Origin of the sequence: Megasphaera sp. DISK 18 (assembly GCF_001682955.1) — a bacterium.
In the GTDB taxonomy this organism is placed as follows: domain Bacteria; phylum Bacillota; class Negativicutes; order Veillonellales; family Megasphaeraceae; genus Megasphaera; species Megasphaera massiliensis.
Window position 1 is genome coordinate 42322 of the sequence record NZ_LUGJ01000001.1, and the last position, 17288, is coordinate 59609.

Consider the following 17288-nt stretch of genomic DNA (forward strand, 5'->3'; position numbering starts at 1 on the left):
TTATTCCAAAGATTCTATAATAAATTTCGCCCGGAACACTTCTTTTCTCATCTTCCGAATCGTAACCCATACGTAGTATTTCTGGTCGCGCTGGCGGATGACGTCAGCTTTGGCAATCAGTTTATCGCCTACGGTAACGGGTTGTTTATATTTTACATTGGCCACTGCCGTGATACAGACCGGAAGGTTTAATACAGTCCGTGCCAGGGAGCTGGCCTGGGCATACAGGCATTGGGAGCGCACGATATGGGCTTCGTCGACCATATCATCCGTAGCCGTCATAATCGAAATGGCATTCTTTCCGATGATGCAGTCTACGAGTTCGCCGACGACGGTCGCATTTCGCAGTTTGGGCTGCGCGGCCTCCGCCTTTTGGCGGATGCGGATGCGCATTTCAGGGATCCCCAAGGCCATGCGGTCCAAGCGGATTGTAGCTACACTGACGGAAAGTTCTTCAGCTAATTCTTCGTCATTTATAAAAGGATTATCTTCAATTCGCTTCTGTAACAAAGCATGTCGCTTATCTCTTGCTATACGGACCATGTCATTCACCCTTGAAATTATTACCAAGTACTATTAGCACATACAACTAGAGATTATATAATGTTTTGACGATTTTGGCAAGGAAAATAAAAAAAGTATGCTTTCACCCCATTCATTCTCGTTGAATTGCCGAAAGCATACTCCCCACTCCTTAGTATTTATCGAAATCCATTTCGTTCAATACGTCACGCAGTTTTTCTAACTCTTCTTTGGTCATAGTAATCCCTTTGGTCATGGCCTGGTAATCCGGATCCCACGAGCGCAGGTCAAACTTAGGAGCCCGATTGTTCCAGCTGATATAGGTCAATTCTTTGCGCCATCCGTCCTTATTTTCAGACAAGGTGCCGCAGATATCTTCGATGTTAAAATTTAACTGTGCCATTGTATACCTCCCGATAGCGTTCATTGTTTGCATCATGTCAGGTTATGTCGATAACCCAATTATTTTATATAATAGCAAATATGCAAATTATGTCAATACAGCAGATTCGCCAATAATGTCAAGCTTTTTTTCACCCTTAACCGTGGCTCTTTCTCCGTTTGAAAAGCCCTCCGTGAGCCTCACTGATATCGAAGACCGAGACGAAGGCGGCCGGATCGATAGTCGTAATGGCGTCGCGAATCTTAGTAATTTCCAGACGCGATACGACGCAGTACAAGATCATCGTCTTTTCCCGTTTATAAGCCCCTTCGCCGTTGATGAGGGTTACGGCGCGGCCCATGTCCTGGGTAAGGCACTGGGCGACGGCGTCGTGTTTTCCCGTCACGATGAGCATACCCTTCATTTCGTCGAGACCGGTCGTAACGACGTCGATCATCTTATAGGCAATGAAGTAGGCGACCAGGGAATACATGGCACTGTCCCAAGAAAAGACGAAGCCTGAGCTGCCTAAAATGAAGAGGTTGAAGAACATAATGATTTCGCCGACGGAAAAAGGCATCTGGCGATCGGCGATGATGGCCAGGACTTCCGTGCCGTCAAGGGACCCGCCCCAGCGAATGATGAGGCCGACACCGAGACCGATGATGATGCCGCCGTAAATGGTCGACAGAAAAGGATCTGACGTGACCGGCGGATAGTGGAGGAAATCGCTCCATACGGACAAACAAAGAATCGAAAAGAGCGATGACACGGTAAAAAAGGCACCGATTTTTTTATACCCGAATATGAAAAAAGGAATGTTCAAGACGATGATGAAAATACTGAAGCTGACGCCCGTAAGCTCAGCTGCCATAAGGGCAATGCCGACGACACCGCCGTCAATGACGTGGTTCGGTACGAGGAATACATCGAGACCGAGTGTATAGATGAAGGCCCCAAAGGCAAGGCCCAGTGCGCGTAAGAAATATTTCATAGATTACCTCCCTGTTTTTTAGCTACATAGCGACGACCGATGATCCAGGCGACAAAATCGTCGACCGGTTCCGGCGGATATTGAAGCGACAAGGGGACAAAACGCCGCCACCCCTTGCGCGGTGTGTACTTAAAATAGAGATTACGCCCTTCAACGGTCGTAAATTTTTCATCGATAAGTGAAAACGTGACGGCATGGCTGCTGCCGGCAATCCACTGCTCAACCAACGGCTGCAGATGCTTATGGTTCGTCCCGTCCCCCATGACGATATGGGAAAAGGGATAGGTCCCATAGATCTCTTCGATGTAAGAAAGAAGGTCCGGCGTCGGCACGATGGCCTTGGTGACCAGGCTGCCGTCATCATTCACAACGGCAGTCCCCGTCTTTTCTGAGCCCGGGTCAATAGCAAAAATCATGGTCTTCCTCCCTTACTTACCGGCTTCGACGCGGATGTCAATCTGCAGCGGTCCCGCCGTATAGGTGTCGGTTTCCGCCACAGCTTTGAGGACGACAGCGGTCCCGGCATGGCTCCGAATGCGATTGATAGTATCGAACATTTCCGAGGCCGTCAAAGCGCCGACGTTGCCCGTCAACGGATCCGGCAAGAGGCCCTTAGTCTGAGCCTGTTGGTTTACATTGTGCAGGAAGCGCATGACTTGCAGTTCTGTATTACCCGACAAATCATCGCCGGTCAACGTTTCTTCAAAGACGACGTCGCCACGATGATAAATCAATTGGTTATCATACATTTCGACATGAACCAAGGCCGGCTCGCCGAGGATAATGTTGCCGGCAGCGATGATCCGCACCAATTTTTGCGATTTACCGGCTTTTTGCAGCGCCTCGACGGTGGCATTGAATTCTTCCGGAGAAATATACAGCAAAATCGTATTTTCATCAGAAACGCCGAGATGGCGGCCAATCATCGTGTTGGTCTGACTCATAGCCCGACTCAGTTCTTCCCGCGTCTGTTCAATAGGAAGACCGCCGCGAAGGACGTTGCTCGAAAGGACTTCGCCGACGCGGAATACGACCGTACCTTCACGGATATTGGTCATCGTCGCGTTGAGCAGCTTAATGCGTTGGTCCAGACCGTCGATGGTATCCATCATTTTATTCTTTGTTTCTTCCAGCATAGCCACGTCCTGGCGTGCTTTTTCACTGTCGGCCAGGGCCGAGTCACGCTGCTTTTTCGCCTCATCCATAGCCACCTGAATGACCGTCAGCTGACGAGCCTTGTCGTCGCGAGCCAGTTGGGCCTGCTGAAGGTCCATTTGGGTGGCACGGATTTCTTCGTTTTTCCCATCGAGTTGTTCTTGTTGTTGTTTTAACAGTTCTTCATTAGACGCAATCAGTTGGTTCTTATCATCGAGTTCCTTGCCGAGCTCTACCGCCTGCTGCATGAGCTGGCTGCGCTGGGCTTCGAGCTGGGCTTTCTGCATCTGAAGCTGATGCATGCCGAACAAAGCGATGCGGACGTTTTCGGAAAGGATGGACATGACGCCTAAGGTAATGGCGGCGATACTGATGCCGGTCAGGATGGTGACTAAGATAGACGTGTACTTCGGCCTGAGTCCGAATAATTTAATTTTTTGTTTGCCTACACGAGAGCCGATTTTATCGCCAAGATAGGCAATAATGCCGCCCATAACGGCTAAAACGACCAGCATAACCCATCCGTATTCCATAAGCCACCACCTTTTCTCATCATTTAAGTTCATTATATTATAGACTATAAAGGAGCTTTCCTGCAAGCGCGAAGGGGCAGAAAGGCTCCCATTATCCCAAAACCATCGAAGTCCTATCGTATTTCAGTCACAATCGAGACGCTGATTTTCGGGCTCTATTTCTTAATTGAATCTCAAAAAAAGGAACTGCCTATCGGACAGTTCCTTTGCTTACTTCGATTTCTTATAAACTAAGATGACACCGGCGATACCGCAGATGATATCGGGCAAAAAAGCGGCGATATACGCCGGTATCTTACCGCCGTTCCCCAGCGCATTGCCGAGGGTCATGATCGAGTAATAGATAAAGATGACGACGACACTGATGCCAAAGCCGATGGAAGAGCTTCCGCGCTGCTTCTGCATTCCCAATGGGGCACCGACGACAGCACAGACGAGGCTGGCCAGTGGCAGGGCAAAGCGGTTGTACATTTCGACTTTCATCTTATTGGTATCGACAGAGTTTTGGTCGAGGAGTTTTATCTGTTCGCGCAGTTCACGAATGGTCAACTCATCCGGTTTTTTCTGAGAGGCCGAAATTTTATCCGGCTTCTGCGTCACCGGAAGGGCCTGGTTTTGGAACTTCATGGACCGCGTCGTCCGCTCATCCGTCGAAACGTCAAAAATCGTGCCTTCGTGCATGATCCATTTCTGTCCGTTCCAGTCGGCCCTGTCAGCCTGTTCGACGCGCTTTAATTGGTCGTTTTCAAATTCCTGGACGGTAATATCCTTCAATTGCCTTGATTCCGCATCGTACTGCCGGGCATACATCAGGCTGGATATATCGGAGCCGTCTGTATTTTTGATGATAATATGATCCTGTGTCTTCGGTGCGACGTTGTGCTTTATTTCGTCGTTAATAATCCGGTTATAGGCGTTATTGGCCTTGGGCACGACGTATTCATTAAAGGCCGTAGCGCTGAGTGAGATAAACAAAGCGGCGACGAATACCGGCATGGCCAGGCGGATGAAGTTTTGACCACCGGCCCGCATGACGATCATTTCACTGGAACTTGAAAGACGGCCAAAGGCCATGAGCGAACCTAAGAGGACGGACATGGGAAAGGTGATGACGATGATAGAGGGTATGGCCAGCACGAAGACGCGAAAAGCCGCCCAAGGAGAAGCGCCGTACTGATTGATGAGGTTGGCAATCCGGTACAGCGTCCCTGTGCCGATGAAAACGGCCGTAAAGGCGCAGACGCCAAACAGAAAGGGGCCGATAAATTCTTTTAATATATACTTGTCTAATATACGCATTCCATACTCCCTGTTACATCCTGAATTCTTCGCCTAAGTAGAATTTCTTGGCGACCGGGTCATTGGCGATGAAGTCCGGACTGCCTTCGAGGAGGATTTTTCCGTCACTCAAAATATAGGCTTTATCGACGATGCTGAACGTTTCCCGGACATTATGGTCGGTAATGAGGACGCCCATGCCGCGCCGTTTCAAATGGCTGATAATGCCTTGGATATCGTTGACCGCTAAGGGGTCGATGCCGGCAAAAGGTTCGTCGAGGAGAATGAAAGCCGGATCGGTCACCAGGCAGCGGGCGATTTCGACGCGGCGCCGTTCGCCGCCGGAGAGCTGGATGCCCAGTCGGTCCCGCAGCTGGGTAATGGAAAACTCTTCCATCAAGGCTTCAGCCTTTTCATGCTGCTGTTTTTTGCTGAGCTTCGTCGTTTCCAGCAGGGCCAGGAGGTTGTCCTCTACGGTCAGCTTACGGAAGATAGATGCTTCCTGAGGCAGATAGCCGATGCCGTGGGCCGCCCGTTGGTGGATGGGAAGCTGAGTAATATCGTTTCCGTCAATCGTGATTTCGCCGGATGTCGGCCGCTCGATGCCGACAATCATGTAGAAGGTCGTCGTCTTCCCCGCCCCGTTAGGCCCGAGGAGACCTACGATTTCTCCTTGGTCGACACGAATGCTGACACCGTCGACGGCATTTCTTTCTTTATACGATTTTACGAGATCTTTGGTCTGAATGAACATGGATACCCCTTACTCACTGCCCGGCACGATGACGATGGTCGAACGGCTGCGAGTCTGAACAGAATTATCGGCAAGTTGAATATCGACATTATCCCCATTTAAGGAATTGCCGTTCTGGGTCGCATTGACGTTGCCCCGGAGATGGACGACGCCGTCATTTTGGCCCGGAGTCTGGGTGTAGATGGCCTGATTGGCATAGGCCACCAGGTTGTCCGCCGGCGATTCGATATGGACATTGCCCGTACCGACGGCCTTTATCTGTTTAAACCAGGCATCGATGTGGTCGGCCCACATCTGCGATCCCTGAGCTTCGAGATAGCCGTTGCCGGTGACGATGCTGTGATCCTTGTCGAGGTAGTATTCTACCTTATCGCCGCGAACTTTTTTATCTTCATAGACACCGTGGACATTCCCCGTGGCTACGATATAGTTTCGGTTCGTCGAATGCATTTTATCTGAATTGAGCTGCATATTCGGCTGCTGTACGGCAACATTGCCTTCCATGTCGGCTTCGGACGTCTTCAAGTTGTAGACACCTTTATTGCCGGTCATGGTCGCCTGGTCGCGGACGATGACGACGTTGCCCGTAGCCGTTGCCACCTGCGTCTTACCGTTATATTCGAGCTTGTCTGCCGTAACCGATACGGCAGGATTGCCGTTGTTATCGGCGGCCATGACCCCGGCAGACGGAAGGATCAAGGACCCGATAAGGGCAGCGGCTGCCAATTTTCTTCCCAAGAATTCTATCATAATTATTCTCCCCTTGTCACTTGCGCATGGCCGGTCAGCAAGACCTTGGTCAGACTGCTGTCGGTTTCAAAAGAATCTGCTTTCAGCGTCGTATTATCATGGCGCTCCATGACGACTTTGCCGCCTTTAATCATACGCGTATCCATATTATAATACACACTGCCTTCAGTCTGCAACGTATCGCCCTTATCGGTTTCAGCCTTGACCGGCTGCTTGATTTCAATGGTACGCTTTTCCCGGTCGACAATGCCTTTATCAGAGGTAATGGTCATCTGCGTTCCGTCTTCGGCGACGACCAGTGCTTTCGGATTCGTAAAGTACATGATCTGCGTATCCGGATCGATTTGAATCTTATCCGCCGTCAGTCTCCAGACCAGTTTGCCATCCTGTTTTTCGTCGAGTTCCGACCCATCGAACTCGACGAGCTTATCAGGACTTACCATCGTATCCTCCGACGTGTTGGGATTCATGAAGACGTAGAGCATGACAGCAAAGCCGATGACTGCGATGACGGCAATCAGGGAAATCTTATTCTTTTTCAGCTTTTCGGCTATCATCGATATGCGCCTCCGGTTTCTGTTGTAATGCAATGATCTCTTCCGGCTCCGTACTCCAGCGATGCTGGAACCACAGCCATTCGGTCGGATGTTCTTTGATGAAATTTTCCGTAATAACCGCCATCTTACGGGTCATGCGGGCAATATCGGCTTCCTTATCCCCCGTGTCTTCATAATGCATGATTTCCCCGATAGCCAGGTGGGTACGGTGGTTCTCATCATGGATGGTAAAGACCGGAATGATGGGCGAGTGAAATTTTTGGGCAAACATGGCCGGTCCCTTAGGCGTCGAGCTCATCTTCCCCAAGAAAGGCTGGGGCACGCCGTAAAAGCCGCCGTCTTGGTCGGCCAAAAAGCCGAGGAGCTTCTTGCGCTTCAGGGCACGGGCGGCGATGATCATTTCATTACCGCCTCGGGCAAAGACTTCAAGTCCCATGCCTTCCCGATTTTCATTGAGCAGTCGGGTAACGGCACTATTAGCCTGGTTTTTGACAATCGTCGATGCCGGATAGCCATACATGGCTAAGGCACCGAGCCATTCCCAGTTCCCCATATGCGCGGTGAGAACGATGACCCCTTTATCTTCTTTCATCGCTTCATCGAGTCGTTCCGGATGGTCGAGCGTGACGTATTGGCGAATATTGTCGGAATTCAACCGCGGCGTATAGAGAATTTCCATCAGCGACTGTCCCAGATTGCGAAAGACTTCGGTCATGATGGCTTCCGCTTCGGGCCGACTGCATTCCAAACCGCGCTGGATTTGGAAGATACCGCGTTCGCGCTGCTTTTTCATAAGTTTTCCTACGAAAGGACCGAGTGTACGGCCCAAAGAAATGATGAGCGGATACGGAAGACAACAGAGAAATTTCCCAAATCCGCGAGCAACGTGGTACTGCCATTCCTTCCCCACAGTACAGACTCTCCTTTCTTATTGGCGCAACGTAAATGCCGAATCCCCCAGATAACGGCGCAGGACGTCATCCCAAACGTGTTGGCTTTTTAAAATATATTCGGCAAACTCCCTGAGGGCTCCATGGCCGCCGGGATAGGCAGACACAAAAGCAGCCGAGTTCCGTGCTTCTTCACAGGCATCGAGGGGGGCGGCACCAAATCCGGCATTGGCAATGAGTTCAACGTCATTCAGGTCATCTCCCATGTAAGCCACTTCATCGAGAGAAAGACCGATTTCACTGCATAATTGCTGCATAGACCGCAGTTTATGCGAACAATCCTGCAGGACATAATCGATATGCAAATCCTTAGCACGCTGTTCAACCATGGGTGAACGGCGACCCGTAACCAAAGCCGTCTTCAGGCCGGCTGCCCGGACCAGGGAAATCCCCATGCCGTCACGAGCCGAAAAGCCTTTCATGGCATCGCCGGACGGACTGTAGTAAATAATGCCGTCCGTTAAGACGCCGTCGACATCGAGGGCCAGCATTTTAACGTGTGTCAAAAAGCCCATCAGACCACTCCCTGCCGCAGTAAATCGGTAATGTGGACCATGCCGACGACCTTCTGATCTTCATCGACGACGGGCAGGACCGTAATCGGCCGCGGCTGATTCTTTTCCATGATGTGCAGGGCTTCTGTCGCCAGTTTATGGTTGACGATCACCCGCGGGTTTTTGGTCATCATGGCATCTACCGGCCACTGCAGGAAATTAGAGCCCGTTTCCAGACCGCGGCGGACGTCGCCGTCGGTGACGAGACCGATCAGTTTGCCGCCTTCATCGATGACGGAAACGGCGCCGAGGCCTTTTTCGGTCATGAGGAACAGGGCGTCCTGAACGCTGCTGTCTTCATTGACGACCGGGTTGTCCTCGCCTTTGTGCATGACATCATCGACGGTGAGCAGCAGTTTTTTGCCAAGGGCACCGCCGGGATGGAAGATACCGAATTGTTCTTTCGTAAAGTGGTGCTGTGTAAGGAGAACCACTGCCAGGGCATCGCCAAGAGCCAGCGAGACAGTCGTACTCGTCGTCGGAGCCAGTCCTAAGGGGCAGGCTTCTTTTTCAACGGATGCATCGAGGATGATGTCAGCATGTTTAGCCAAGGTCGAATTATGGTTGCCGACGACGGCGATGAGTTTCGCCCCAATGCGTTTGAGCGACGGCAGGGTATTGAGGATTTCAATGGTTTCCCCGCTGTTTGAAAAAGCGAGGACGACATCGTCGGCCGTAACCATGCCCAAGTCACCGTGAATCCCTTCAGCCGGATGGAGAAAAATGGACGGCGTTCCCGTACTCGACAAGGTAGCCGCTACTTTGCGGGCAATATGCCCTGATTTTCCCATGCCGGTGACAATGACCCGCCCGTGGGATTCCATGATAAGATTCACGGCATTGACGAAGTTCTGATCCAATGTCGGAATTAATTTTTCAATCCCCTGTGCTTCCTGATGGAGCACGTCTCTTGCTTCTTCTAAAATATCCATCATATCGGCTCCCCTCACATTTCCGTACTTACGCTGTTTTTGGCAATGTCGCGAATGGCGACCATATCGCGAAGGACCTTTTCGACCTGCGACAAATACAGCATATTCGGGCCGTCGCTGAGCGCTTCGGCCGGGTTGTCATGAACTTCCATGAAAACGCCGTCGATACCGGAACCTGCAGCAGCACGGGACAGATTACCAATGAACTGGCGCTGACCGGACGATTTGGTACCGGCACCGCCCGGCAGCTGAACGCTGTGGGTCGCATCAAAGACGACAGGATAGCCGAAGCTGCGCATAATCGGGAAGGAACGCATGTCGACGACCAGGTTATGATAGCCCAGGCTGACGCCTCGTTCGGTGAGCATGATATTTTCATTACCCGAATGGACAATCTTATCGACGACATTCTTCATGTCTTCCGGTGCCAAAAACTGGCCTTTTTTTACGTTGACGCATTTACCCGTTGCAGCAGCGGCTTCGACCAGATCCGTCTGCCGGCAGAGAAAGGCCGGAATCTGGATGACATCCAGGACTTCAGCGGCCGCTTCCACCTGGTGGACTTCGTGGACGTCACTGACGACGGGAACTTGAAGTTCCTTTTTGATGTCCCCTAAAATACGCAGGCCTTCTGTAAGTCCCGGGCCGCGATACGACGTATATGACGAACGATTGGCCTTGTCAAAAGAGGCTTTAAAAATATAGGGCAGGCCCAGTCGTTCGCAAATTTCTTTCATCTTGCGGCCGATGTTGAGCGTCCGTTCCGGATCTTCGATGACACACGGACCGGCCATGACAAAGAGGCTGCCGTTGCCGCCGACGATCGTATTGCCAACATGAATTTGTTTCACTGTTTCCATAGTCTATTCCCCTTTATGAGCAGATTCAGCAAAATAACGGCGGATGCGTTCAAGGTCATCCGGCGTATCGATGCCAATGAATTGATGATGCGTTTTTATCACTTTTATCTTATAACCATTTTCGAGAACTCGCAACTGTTCGAGGGACTCAACTTTTTCTGCCGGTGTCGGTTCCATAGCGGCATAGGCCAAGAGAAAGTCCCGGCGGTAGGCATAAATCCCGATGTGTTTGTATGGTACCACGCCGCCCTCTTCAAAAGCATGCCGCGGATACGGAATGAGGGACCGTGAAAAATACATAGCTTCGTCGCGCTGATTGAGGACGACCTTTACGGCACTCGGTTCATGATATTCTTCTTCAGTCAGAGGTGCTGCAACGGTAGCCATAGAAAGATCGGGCTCCTCTTCAAAAACCCGGCACAGATCATCGATGACGTCCGGCGCAATGAGCGGTTCATCGCCTTGGACGTTAATGATGACATCGGCATCGGGAAAGTGAGCCACGGCTTCGGCCAAGCGATCAGTCCCATTGGTATGGTCTTCCCGCGTCATGACGGCATGACCGCCAAAGGACACGACAGTGTCATAAACTTTAGGATTGTCGACAGCGACGACGACAGCCGTCAGTTTCGAGGCCTTGGACGCCTGTTCATACACGCGCTGTACCATCGGTTTGCCGGCAATATCACAGAGTGGCTTCCCAGGCAGGCGCGTCGAAGCGTAGCGCGAGGGAATGATGCATACAAAATTCATAGTTTATCCTCCAATACAGATTGCAAGACGGCATCTATTTTTTCTTGCCCTTCTACGATATCAAGGGTAATGGCCAAGACGTACAAGGGAAGGTCGTATTCTTTTACAAGATCGGCGGGCAGCTTCACGGCATCTTTTTCCGTCGTCACCAGAATACACTGCTTCTCGGCCGCCATGTCGGCCATGCGCCGGATATCCGAAGGTCCGTAATGATGGTGATCTTCAAAGCGAAGGACGCCGGATACGGTGAAGCCGGCCCCTCGAAGGGTCTCTTCAAAAGAGGCCGGATTGCCGAGGGCCGATACGGCCAGCACCGGTTGTGCCATAAGGTCAGCCGGCATGGCCTCTTCCGGGTGAAGGCCCTGATCCCAATTTAAAAAGGGAAGGACGGCCGAGGGCTTGTGGACCGATAAGGCCACGGGAGCCGACGAATTGTATCGCCGAAGGTCCTCTTGAATCTGAGTCACAGTCTCCGGTGATACCTGGTCAACCTTAGTAATGATAAAGACGTCGGCCCGAGAAAGATGCTCCAGCGGTTCGCGCAGGATGCCTCGCGGCAGGACGTGTCCATTTCCAAAGGGATTGGTTCCATCGATGAGGACGATGTCGACGTCGCGATAAAGCTGCCAGTGCTGGAAGCCGTCGTCGAGGATGAGGATCTGAGCATCGAATTTTTCAACGGCCATGCGGCCGCTTACAGCCCGGTCCCGACCGACGAGGACGGGAATGCCCATGAGGCTTCTGGCCATGAGACTCGCTTCATCGCCCCCCTCTTCAGCCGTAAGGAGTACCATGCGGCCATCGGACATGACCGAAGCGCCGCTCTTCTCCCGTTTCGAGTGATAGCCTCGGTTGAGGAGGGCGACGCGCCAGCCCCGGGCAGAAAGTTCTTTAGCCAGCATACAGGCCATAGGCGTCTTCCCCGTCCCGCCGACGGTAATATTACCCAAGCTGATGACGACAGCCGGGAGCCGTTCCTGCCGCTCCTCGTGATCGGCAAAGGAGCGGTACTTCATGATGACGGCCTTTCGATAAATCCAAGAGGCGCCGCTAAGGAGGAGCAGAGCCGGCCAGTCCCACCAGTGATGTTCTTTGCTTCCTGTCAAATAATGAAAGTAAGCAGTTCCTGCCGTTCTCAAGGACATAGGCTCACCTCCCGGTCTGAATCGATTCCAACATTTCTTGCAGTTTATCTAAATTCTTACGAGTCGCCCCTTGATTTTCCCGGACGACGGCAATACAATTTCGCTTCATCGCTTCGGCCCGATCGGGATTGACGAGGATGTCGAGGCAAGTGTCGACGAATTCCTCTTCGTTATTCACCATGACACAGGCGCCGTGACGACTGAGAAGCTCGAAGATTTCGACGAAGTTAAACATATTCGGTCCGACGACAATCGGTTTCCCGTGCGCCGCCGGTTCGAGGATGTTATGGCCTCCAATATGGGCCAAACTGCCGCCGACGAAGATTAAATCGCCAAGGCTGTAGACCCGCCCCAGTTCCCCGATGGTATCGAGGACGACGCCGTCATAGGCCGAGCGAACGGCCTTTCCGGCCATCATGTCACTGCGTTTGACCATGGTCACGCCGTGCTTAATGCCTTCGTCGACGATGAGGTCGGCCTGGTAAATATAGCGCGGTGCAATAATCAATTTGGCATCGGGAAAATGGTCGCGAATTTTCACAAAGGCCTTATATACCGGACTGTTTTCGCCGCGGTGGGTACTGCCGGCAATCATGATGGGACTGCCTTCAGAAAAGCCGAGTTCATGAAGGAAGCGCTTCTTCTCTTCTTCCGTTACGATGCCATAAGTCTGGTCGTACTTGGTGTTGCCCGTGACGATGACCTTATTGGGATCGGCGCCGATATCGATGATGTACTGGGCATCGATATAGCTCTGCATGCAGAACATGCGAATCGTCGACAAGACGCGGCGCGTAAAAAAGGTAATCAGGCGGTAGCGAACGGCACTGCGCTGACTGATACGGCCGTTCATCATCATGACCGGAATCTTTTTGTCAGCAGCAATGCGCAAAAAGTTAGGCCAGATTTCCGTTTCGATTAAGACGATGGCCTGCGGATTGACGATGGTCAGGATACGGTTGGTCAAATAAGGCAAATCCAAAGGGAAGTAGAGGATCCCGTCGGCCCCTTTTATGATTTGATGGGCCATGCGGAACCCCGTCGCCGTTACGACCGATACGATGATGACTTCATCGGGGTGTTTTTTTCGCATTTCACGCACAATGGGGCTGGCCGCTACGATTTCACCGACCGAGGCAGCATGGACCCAAATGGCATGGCGATTGGATATTTTTTCTTTTAATTCATCCGGCAAAAAGCCGATGCTCTGTTTGATGCGCTGATAAAAACCTTCTTCATGGATTAAGCGGTAAATCAACATGGGAATGAGGGTCGCCCAATAAATGAGGAGGAGAATATTATACAGCCAGTACATCGGATGGGATTTTAAATTCTTCATCGCTATCAACCTTCTGAAGCTTCTTTCTTATCGTTAAATTGAACGGCGTAGAGGTGTGCATAAAGGCCGTCTTTGGCCAATAATTCGGCGTGAGTCCCCGTTTCCACGATGTGACCATGGTCGATGACGACGATGTTGTCGGCGTTGCGGACCGTGCTCAGACGATGGGCAATGACGACGGCAGTCCGGCCTTCCATGAGTCGATCCAGGGCAGCCTGGACAATTTTTTCACTTTCCGTATCGAGGGCGGACGTCGCTTCATCGAGGATGAGAATGCGGGGATTTTTGAGAATAGCCCGGGCAATAGCAATGCGCTGGCGCTGACCGCCGGACAAGGAGTTGCCCCGGTCACCGACGAGGGCGTCATAGCCGCCGGGCAGTCTCATAATGAATTCGTGAGCATTGGCAGCTTTGGCGGCCGCGACGATTTCGTCTTCCGTCGCATCGAGCCGGCCGTACAGGATGTTTTCCCGAACGCTGGCATTAAAAAGCATCGTTTCCTGCGGCACGAGGCCGATTTGCTGGCGCAGGGAGGCAAAGGTGACGTCCCGGACGTCGATGCCGTCAATCAAGAGGCGGCCTGCCGTAACGTCATAAAAGCGAGGCAGTAAATTGGCCACCGTCGATTTTCCGGCACCGCTGGGACCGACGAGGGCAACGACTTCGCCCGGACGGACTTCGAGATTAAAGTCAGTCAAAGCCGGGTGTTCTTTATCATAGGCAAAGGAAACGTTATCGAAGGTCACTTCCCCTTTTACTTGCGGCAGGGTTACAGCGCCTTCTTTTTCCTTGACGTCGGGCACGGTGTCGATCGTTTCAAAGACGCGGTCGGCAGCGGCCAGGGATTTTTGGATGTCACCGTAGATTTCACTGATGCGGCGAACGGGATTCGCCAAGTTAATGGCATAGATGAGGAAGGCAATCAAGGCACCGGCCGTCATTTCTCCGTTGATGACACTCATGCCGCCGTACCAAATGATGCCGGTTACGGCAATGGCCGCAAAGAACTGGATAAACGGCGTCAATAAAGACGTCAGCCGGGTCGTATTCATAAGGGCCCAGAAGTTGCGGTCGTTTTGCAGCATGAAACGCCGGATTTCAAAGTCTTCGCGGTTAAAGGAGCGAATGATGCGAATGCCGGAAATGGCTTCTTCAAGCAGAGACGTAATATCTGCCATCTTGCCCTGTACGTCGTGGCCGGCACGGCGCAGGCGGGAGCCGAAGAAGTTAATCGTAAAGACGACGAGAGGCACGATGACCAGGGTCAGGAGGGTCAGCTTCCAATAGAGGAAAATCATCGATGCCAAAGAACCGACGAGGATGACAGCTTCCTGAACGAAAGAAATGAGGTTGCCGGCAATGGCCGTCTGAAGGGCCGTGACGTCATTGGTCAGGTTGCTCATGATATTGCCCGTCTTATGCTTATCAAAATAAGACAGAGACAGGGTCTGCAAATGGCGGTACAGTTTTTCGCGGATATCATTGACGATTTTCTGACCGACGAAGCTCATGAGATAGCGTTCGCCAAAGTAAAAGACGCCGCGCAGTAAAAACAGGACCAAGATGCCGATGACGATAAGGTTCAAGGTATAAATGTCTTTATTGGCCAATACCTTGTCGATGACGTCCTTGATCAGCCAGGGAACGACGACGTTGCTCGCCCCGGACAGAGCCATACAGATGACGGCGAAAACGAGCCGTGTCTTATAGGGTTTGATGAAAGTTAATAATCGTTTATAACCTTGCCAACTATTGTACTGCTTCATGAATACCTCTTTCTCTTGCAAAAGTTAAGACAGCCTGGGCTGTACGCATCACAGCTCCTGATTCCCCCATCGTACGGCGCACGGCGGAAAGGTCCTCACAGAGCTTCGCCCGGCGCGGTCCGTCGTCCAGCATGGGAAGGACGACGTCAGCAATATTATCCGGCGTCACGTCATCCTGCCACAGCTCGGGAATCACCCTGCGGCCCATGATGATGTTGGGCAAGCCGATACTTTCAATATGTACCAGGATCTTGGAAAGCCAATAAGTCAGGCGATTGACGCGATATACGAGAAGGGTCGGAAGCCCCATCAGGGCCGTTTCAAGGGTTGCCGTCCCCGAAGCTGCAATCGCAGCGGTACTGATATTCATCATGTCATAGACATTGCCTTCTCCGACAGTGACCGTCATGCCGGAAGAGTCAATGATATCATCAAGCATGGCTCTATCGATGGTCGTAGCCCGCGGGATGAGAAATTGCAGGTCTCCGTAGTCACGCTCTATCTGTTTCGCCGCTTCCAACATACACGGCAGCAGGCTTGTCACTTCCTGGACGCGGCTCCCGGGCATGAGAAGGATCGTTCGCTTCTCTTCCGAAAGGCCAAACTTCAAAAAAGCGTCGTGACGGCTCAGGCTCGGATGGACGCTGTCTAAAAGGGGATGCCCCGTATAGAGGACATTCGTCCCTATATCTTCATAGAGCTTGGCTTCAAAAGGGAAAAGGGAAATGGCCAAATCCGTATATTTTGCAATCGTCTTCCCCCGGCTCTTATGCCAGGCCCAAATGGTCGGCAGAATGTAATAAATGACAGGAATTCCGGCAGCTTTGGCGGCCTTTATAAGGCGCATATTAAAGCCCGGATAGTCGATGCAAACGAGGACGTCAGGCTTTTCCTTCTTCATCGTATCGACTAGAAAATCACGGAGGCGAAAGAAAAAAGGAATCTTGCGGATAATCTCACCGATGCCGATGACTCCCAAATTATCGATGTCATACACGATATCGACACCGGCGTCTCTCATCTTTTCGCCGCCCATACCGAGCAGTTCGATGTCCGGCGCAAGTTGTTTCAAAGCTCGTGCCAAATTGGCGCCGTGGAGGTCACCGGACGCTTCACCGGCAGAAAACATAATCTTCATAGGATCTCCCGTCAAAAGTTCTTATCAACAGCACAGATAACGATGCCGTGGCTGTCCGCCAGGCGCAGGACTTCATCTTGTTCGACAAAAAGGGTCCGTCCGGCTTCCATGGCAAGGACATTGCAGTTGCTTTCAATCATGGACAAAATCGTCTGCCTGCCGACGGCCGGCACATCGAAACGAGGGTCCTGGTTGGGTTTTGCCACTTTGACGACAACCGATTTTTCACGGCCGAGAGCCCCGCCGCGGCGAATACAGGCATCGGTCCCTTCAATCGCTTCGACAGCCATGACGGCCTTATGCTTAACGACGACGGTCTGGCCGATATCCATACCGCCCATGGCCTTAGCCGTCACGAAACCGAAGCGGATATCGTCTTCTTCCCCTTCCGTCGGCTTGCGGCGCGACAAGACACCGATGGCCGGCATGAGATCCTTCAAATACAAGGTCTGGTCGACGACTTCAAGGCCGTCTTTAGCCAGTTCATCGACGATGGCCAGCATAATCGTATCGTCCTTGCGATTACGCAATTTCGCCAACAGTTTAATGGCCCGCAAATCGGGAAATTTAAGCCCTTTAAAGAGAATTTCCTTGGTGACCTTCCCGATCATGGTAACTTTCGAGACGTCATTTTTTTTGAGGGTCTTAATGATTTTATCCAACTTGGCAACGTTGATATCGTAGTATGCATCGGCTTCCGCTGCCAGTTCCGGTTCGACATCGCTGACGACGGCGATGACGACAACTTCATATCCCAGGTGTTTTGCAGCACGCATAAACTCGACAGGAAGCTTACCGATACCGGCCAAGAGCCCAACTTTTTCCATAGCAATCATCCTTATTCATAAAGAGAAATATTTATCTCTATATTATACAAAAAAACAGGTCCCTTGTCAGTAAAAAAAGGGCTATCGCAGGTGCGACAC

Annotated in this window: 19 protein-coding genes; all 19 read right to left on the reverse strand. The window is 51.7% G+C overall.

Annotated features, from left to right (window positions below):
• A complete protein-coding gene (gene fapR, locus A0U42_RS00180) occupies positions 1–543 on the reverse strand; it encodes a transcription factor FapR (protein ID WP_044504508.1) in 543 nt (180 codons plus the stop codon).
• 151 nt (positions 544–694) lie between these two features.
• Positions 695–925, reverse strand: coding sequence for a YdbC family protein (locus tag A0U42_RS00185; RefSeq protein WP_014015045.1), 231 nt, complete (start codon positions 923–925; stop codon positions 695–697).
• A gap of 136 nt (positions 926–1061) precedes the next feature.
• A complete protein-coding gene (locus A0U42_RS00190) occupies positions 1062–1898 on the reverse strand; it encodes a YitT family protein (RefSeq protein ID WP_044504510.1) in 837 nt (278 codons plus the stop codon).
• Complete coding sequence (locus A0U42_RS00195) at positions 1895–2314, reverse strand: hypothetical protein (protein WP_065359422.1); 420 nt, start codon at positions 2312–2314, stop codon at positions 1895–1897. Before A0U42_RS00195 ends, A0U42_RS00190 begins: the two co-directional genes overlap by 4 nt.
• Before the next feature lie 12 nt (positions 2315–2326).
• Positions 2327–3586, reverse strand: a complete 1260-nt coding sequence (locus A0U42_RS00200; RefSeq protein ID WP_065359423.1) for a DUF3084 domain-containing protein — start codon at positions 3584–3586, stop codon at positions 2327–2329.
• A 210-nt stretch (positions 3587–3796) separates the two neighbouring features.
• Complete coding sequence (gene lptG / locus A0U42_RS00205; RefSeq protein WP_044504513.1) at positions 3797–4885, reverse strand: LPS export ABC transporter permease LptG; 1089 nt, start codon at positions 4883–4885, stop codon at positions 3797–3799.
• Between the two features lie 13 nt (positions 4886–4898).
• Positions 4899–5618 carry an LPS export ABC transporter ATP-binding protein gene (lptB, locus tag A0U42_RS00210; protein ID WP_065359424.1) on the reverse strand — a complete coding sequence of 240 codons (720 nt, stop codon included), beginning with the start codon at positions 5616–5618 and terminating at the stop codon, positions 4899–4901.
• Between the two features lie 9 nt (positions 5619–5627).
• Positions 5628–6368: an LptA/OstA family protein gene (locus tag A0U42_RS00215; RefSeq protein ID WP_065359425.1), complete on the reverse strand. Its 741-nt coding sequence runs from the start codon at positions 6366–6368 to the stop codon at positions 5628–5630.
• 2 nt (positions 6369–6370) lie between these two features.
• Entirely contained in the window at positions 6371–6925 is a 555-nt protein-coding gene (gene lptC / locus A0U42_RS00220) for an LPS export ABC transporter periplasmic protein LptC (protein WP_065359426.1), read from the reverse strand.
• Entirely contained in the window at positions 6897–7835 is a 939-nt protein-coding gene (locus A0U42_RS00225) for a lysophospholipid acyltransferase family protein (RefSeq protein ID WP_065359427.1), read from the reverse strand. The genes lptC and A0U42_RS00225 overlap by 29 nt, the downstream gene beginning before the upstream one ends.
• Before the next feature lie 18 nt (positions 7836–7853).
• Entirely contained in the window at positions 7854–8390 is a 537-nt protein-coding gene (locus A0U42_RS00230; RefSeq protein WP_044504517.1) for an HAD family hydrolase, read from the reverse strand.
• Positions 8390–9361, reverse strand: a complete 972-nt coding sequence (locus tag A0U42_RS00235) for an SIS domain-containing protein (RefSeq protein WP_044504903.1) — start codon at positions 9359–9361, stop codon at positions 8390–8392. Before A0U42_RS00235 ends, A0U42_RS00230 begins: the two co-directional genes overlap by 1 nt.
• A gap of 14 nt (positions 9362–9375) precedes the next feature.
• Positions 9376–10221, reverse strand: a complete 846-nt coding sequence (gene kdsA, locus A0U42_RS00240; protein WP_044504518.1) for a 3-deoxy-8-phosphooctulonate synthase — start codon at positions 10219–10221, stop codon at positions 9376–9378.
• A gap of 3 nt (positions 10222–10224) precedes the next feature.
• Complete coding sequence (kdsB, locus tag A0U42_RS00245; protein WP_065359428.1) at positions 10225–10974, reverse strand: 3-deoxy-manno-octulosonate cytidylyltransferase; 750 nt, start codon at positions 10972–10974, stop codon at positions 10225–10227.
• Positions 10971–12119 (reverse strand): tetraacyldisaccharide 4'-kinase, encoded by a 1149-nt coding sequence (gene lpxK, locus A0U42_RS00250; protein WP_065359429.1) that lies wholly within the window; start codon positions 12117–12119, stop codon positions 10971–10973. Before lpxK ends, kdsB begins: the two co-directional genes overlap by 4 nt.
• 4 nt (positions 12120–12123) lie before the next feature.
• Positions 12124–13458, reverse strand: coding sequence for a 3-deoxy-D-manno-octulosonic acid transferase (locus A0U42_RS00255; RefSeq protein WP_065359430.1), 1335 nt, complete (start codon positions 13456–13458; stop codon positions 12124–12126).
• Positions 13459–13463: 5 nt separating this feature from the next.
• Entirely contained in the window at positions 13464–15224 is a 1761-nt protein-coding gene (gene msbA / locus A0U42_RS00260) for a lipid A export permease/ATP-binding protein MsbA (protein WP_044504522.1), read from the reverse strand.
• Positions 15208–16362: a lipid-A-disaccharide synthase gene (gene lpxB / locus A0U42_RS00265; RefSeq protein WP_065359431.1), complete on the reverse strand. Its 1155-nt coding sequence runs from the start codon at positions 16360–16362 to the stop codon at positions 15208–15210. Before lpxB ends, msbA begins: the two co-directional genes overlap by 17 nt.
• A gap of 11 nt (positions 16363–16373) precedes the next feature.
• Positions 16374–17189, reverse strand: coding sequence for an LpxI family protein (locus A0U42_RS00270; protein ID WP_065359432.1), 816 nt, complete (start codon positions 17187–17189; stop codon positions 16374–16376).
• Positions 17190–17288: the final 99 nt, after the last annotated feature.

What these genes read in the sequence shown, in the direction of transcription:
- kdsA (WP_044504518.1), bottom strand. Translation starts at nt 10,221, where the DNA reads ATGGAAACAGTGAAACAAATTCATGTTGGCAATACGATCGTCGGCGGC.
- A0U42_RS00190 (WP_044504510.1), bottom strand. Translation starts at nt 1,898, where the DNA reads ATGAAATATTTCTTACGCGCACTGGGCCTTGCCTTTGGGGCCTTCATC.
- lpxB (WP_065359431.1), bottom strand. Translation starts at nt 16,362, where the DNA reads ATGAAGATTATGTTTTCTGCCGGTGAAGCGTCCGGTGACCTCCACGGC.
- lptG (WP_044504513.1), bottom strand. Translation starts at nt 4,885, where the DNA reads ATGCGTATATTAGACAAGTATATATTAAAAGAATTTATCGGCCCCTTT.
- lptB (WP_065359424.1), bottom strand. Translation starts at nt 5,618, where the DNA reads ATGTTCATTCAGACCAAAGATCTCGTAAAATCGTATAAAGAAAGAAAT.
- A0U42_RS00270 (WP_065359432.1), bottom strand. Translation starts at nt 17,189, where the DNA reads ATGGAAAAAGTTGGGCTCTTGGCCGGTATCGGTAAGCTTCCTGTCGAG.
- A0U42_RS00235 (WP_044504903.1), bottom strand. Translation starts at nt 9,361, where the DNA reads ATGGATATTTTAGAAGAAGCAAGAGACGTGCTCCATCAGGAAGCACAG.
- A0U42_RS00195 (WP_065359422.1), bottom strand. Translation starts at nt 2,314, where the DNA reads ATGATTTTTGCTATTGACCCGGGCTCAGAAAAGACGGGGACTGCCGTT.
- msbA (WP_044504522.1), bottom strand. Translation starts at nt 15,224, where the DNA reads ATGAAGCAGTACAATAGTTGGCAAGGTTATAAACGATTATTAACTTTC.
- A0U42_RS00200 (WP_065359423.1), bottom strand. Translation starts at nt 3,586, where the DNA reads ATGGAATACGGATGGGTTATGCTGGTCGTTTTAGCCGTTATGGGCGGC.
- lpxK (WP_065359429.1), bottom strand. Translation starts at nt 12,119, where the DNA reads ATGTCCTTGAGAACGGCAGGAACTGCTTACTTTCATTATTTGACAGGA.
- A0U42_RS00230 (WP_044504517.1), bottom strand. Translation starts at nt 8,390, where the DNA reads ATGGGCTTTTTGACACACGTTAAAATGCTGGCCCTCGATGTCGACGGC.
- lptC (WP_065359426.1), bottom strand. Translation starts at nt 6,925, where the DNA reads ATGATAGCCGAAAAGCTGAAAAAGAATAAGATTTCCCTGATTGCCGTC.
- A0U42_RS00215 (WP_065359425.1), bottom strand. Translation starts at nt 6,368, where the DNA reads ATGATAGAATTCTTGGGAAGAAAATTGGCAGCCGCTGCCCTTATCGGG.
- A0U42_RS00185 (WP_014015045.1), bottom strand. Translation starts at nt 925, where the DNA reads ATGGCACAGTTAAATTTTAACATCGAAGATATCTGCGGCACCTTGTCT.
- A0U42_RS00255 (WP_065359430.1), bottom strand. Translation starts at nt 13,458, where the DNA reads ATGAAGAATTTAAAATCCCATCCGATGTACTGGCTGTATAATATTCTC.
- fapR (WP_044504508.1), bottom strand. Translation starts at nt 543, where the DNA reads ATGGTCCGTATAGCAAGAGATAAGCGACATGCTTTGTTACAGAAGCGA.
- kdsB (WP_065359428.1), bottom strand. Translation starts at nt 10,974, where the DNA reads ATGAATTTTGTATGCATCATTCCCTCGCGCTACGCTTCGACGCGCCTG.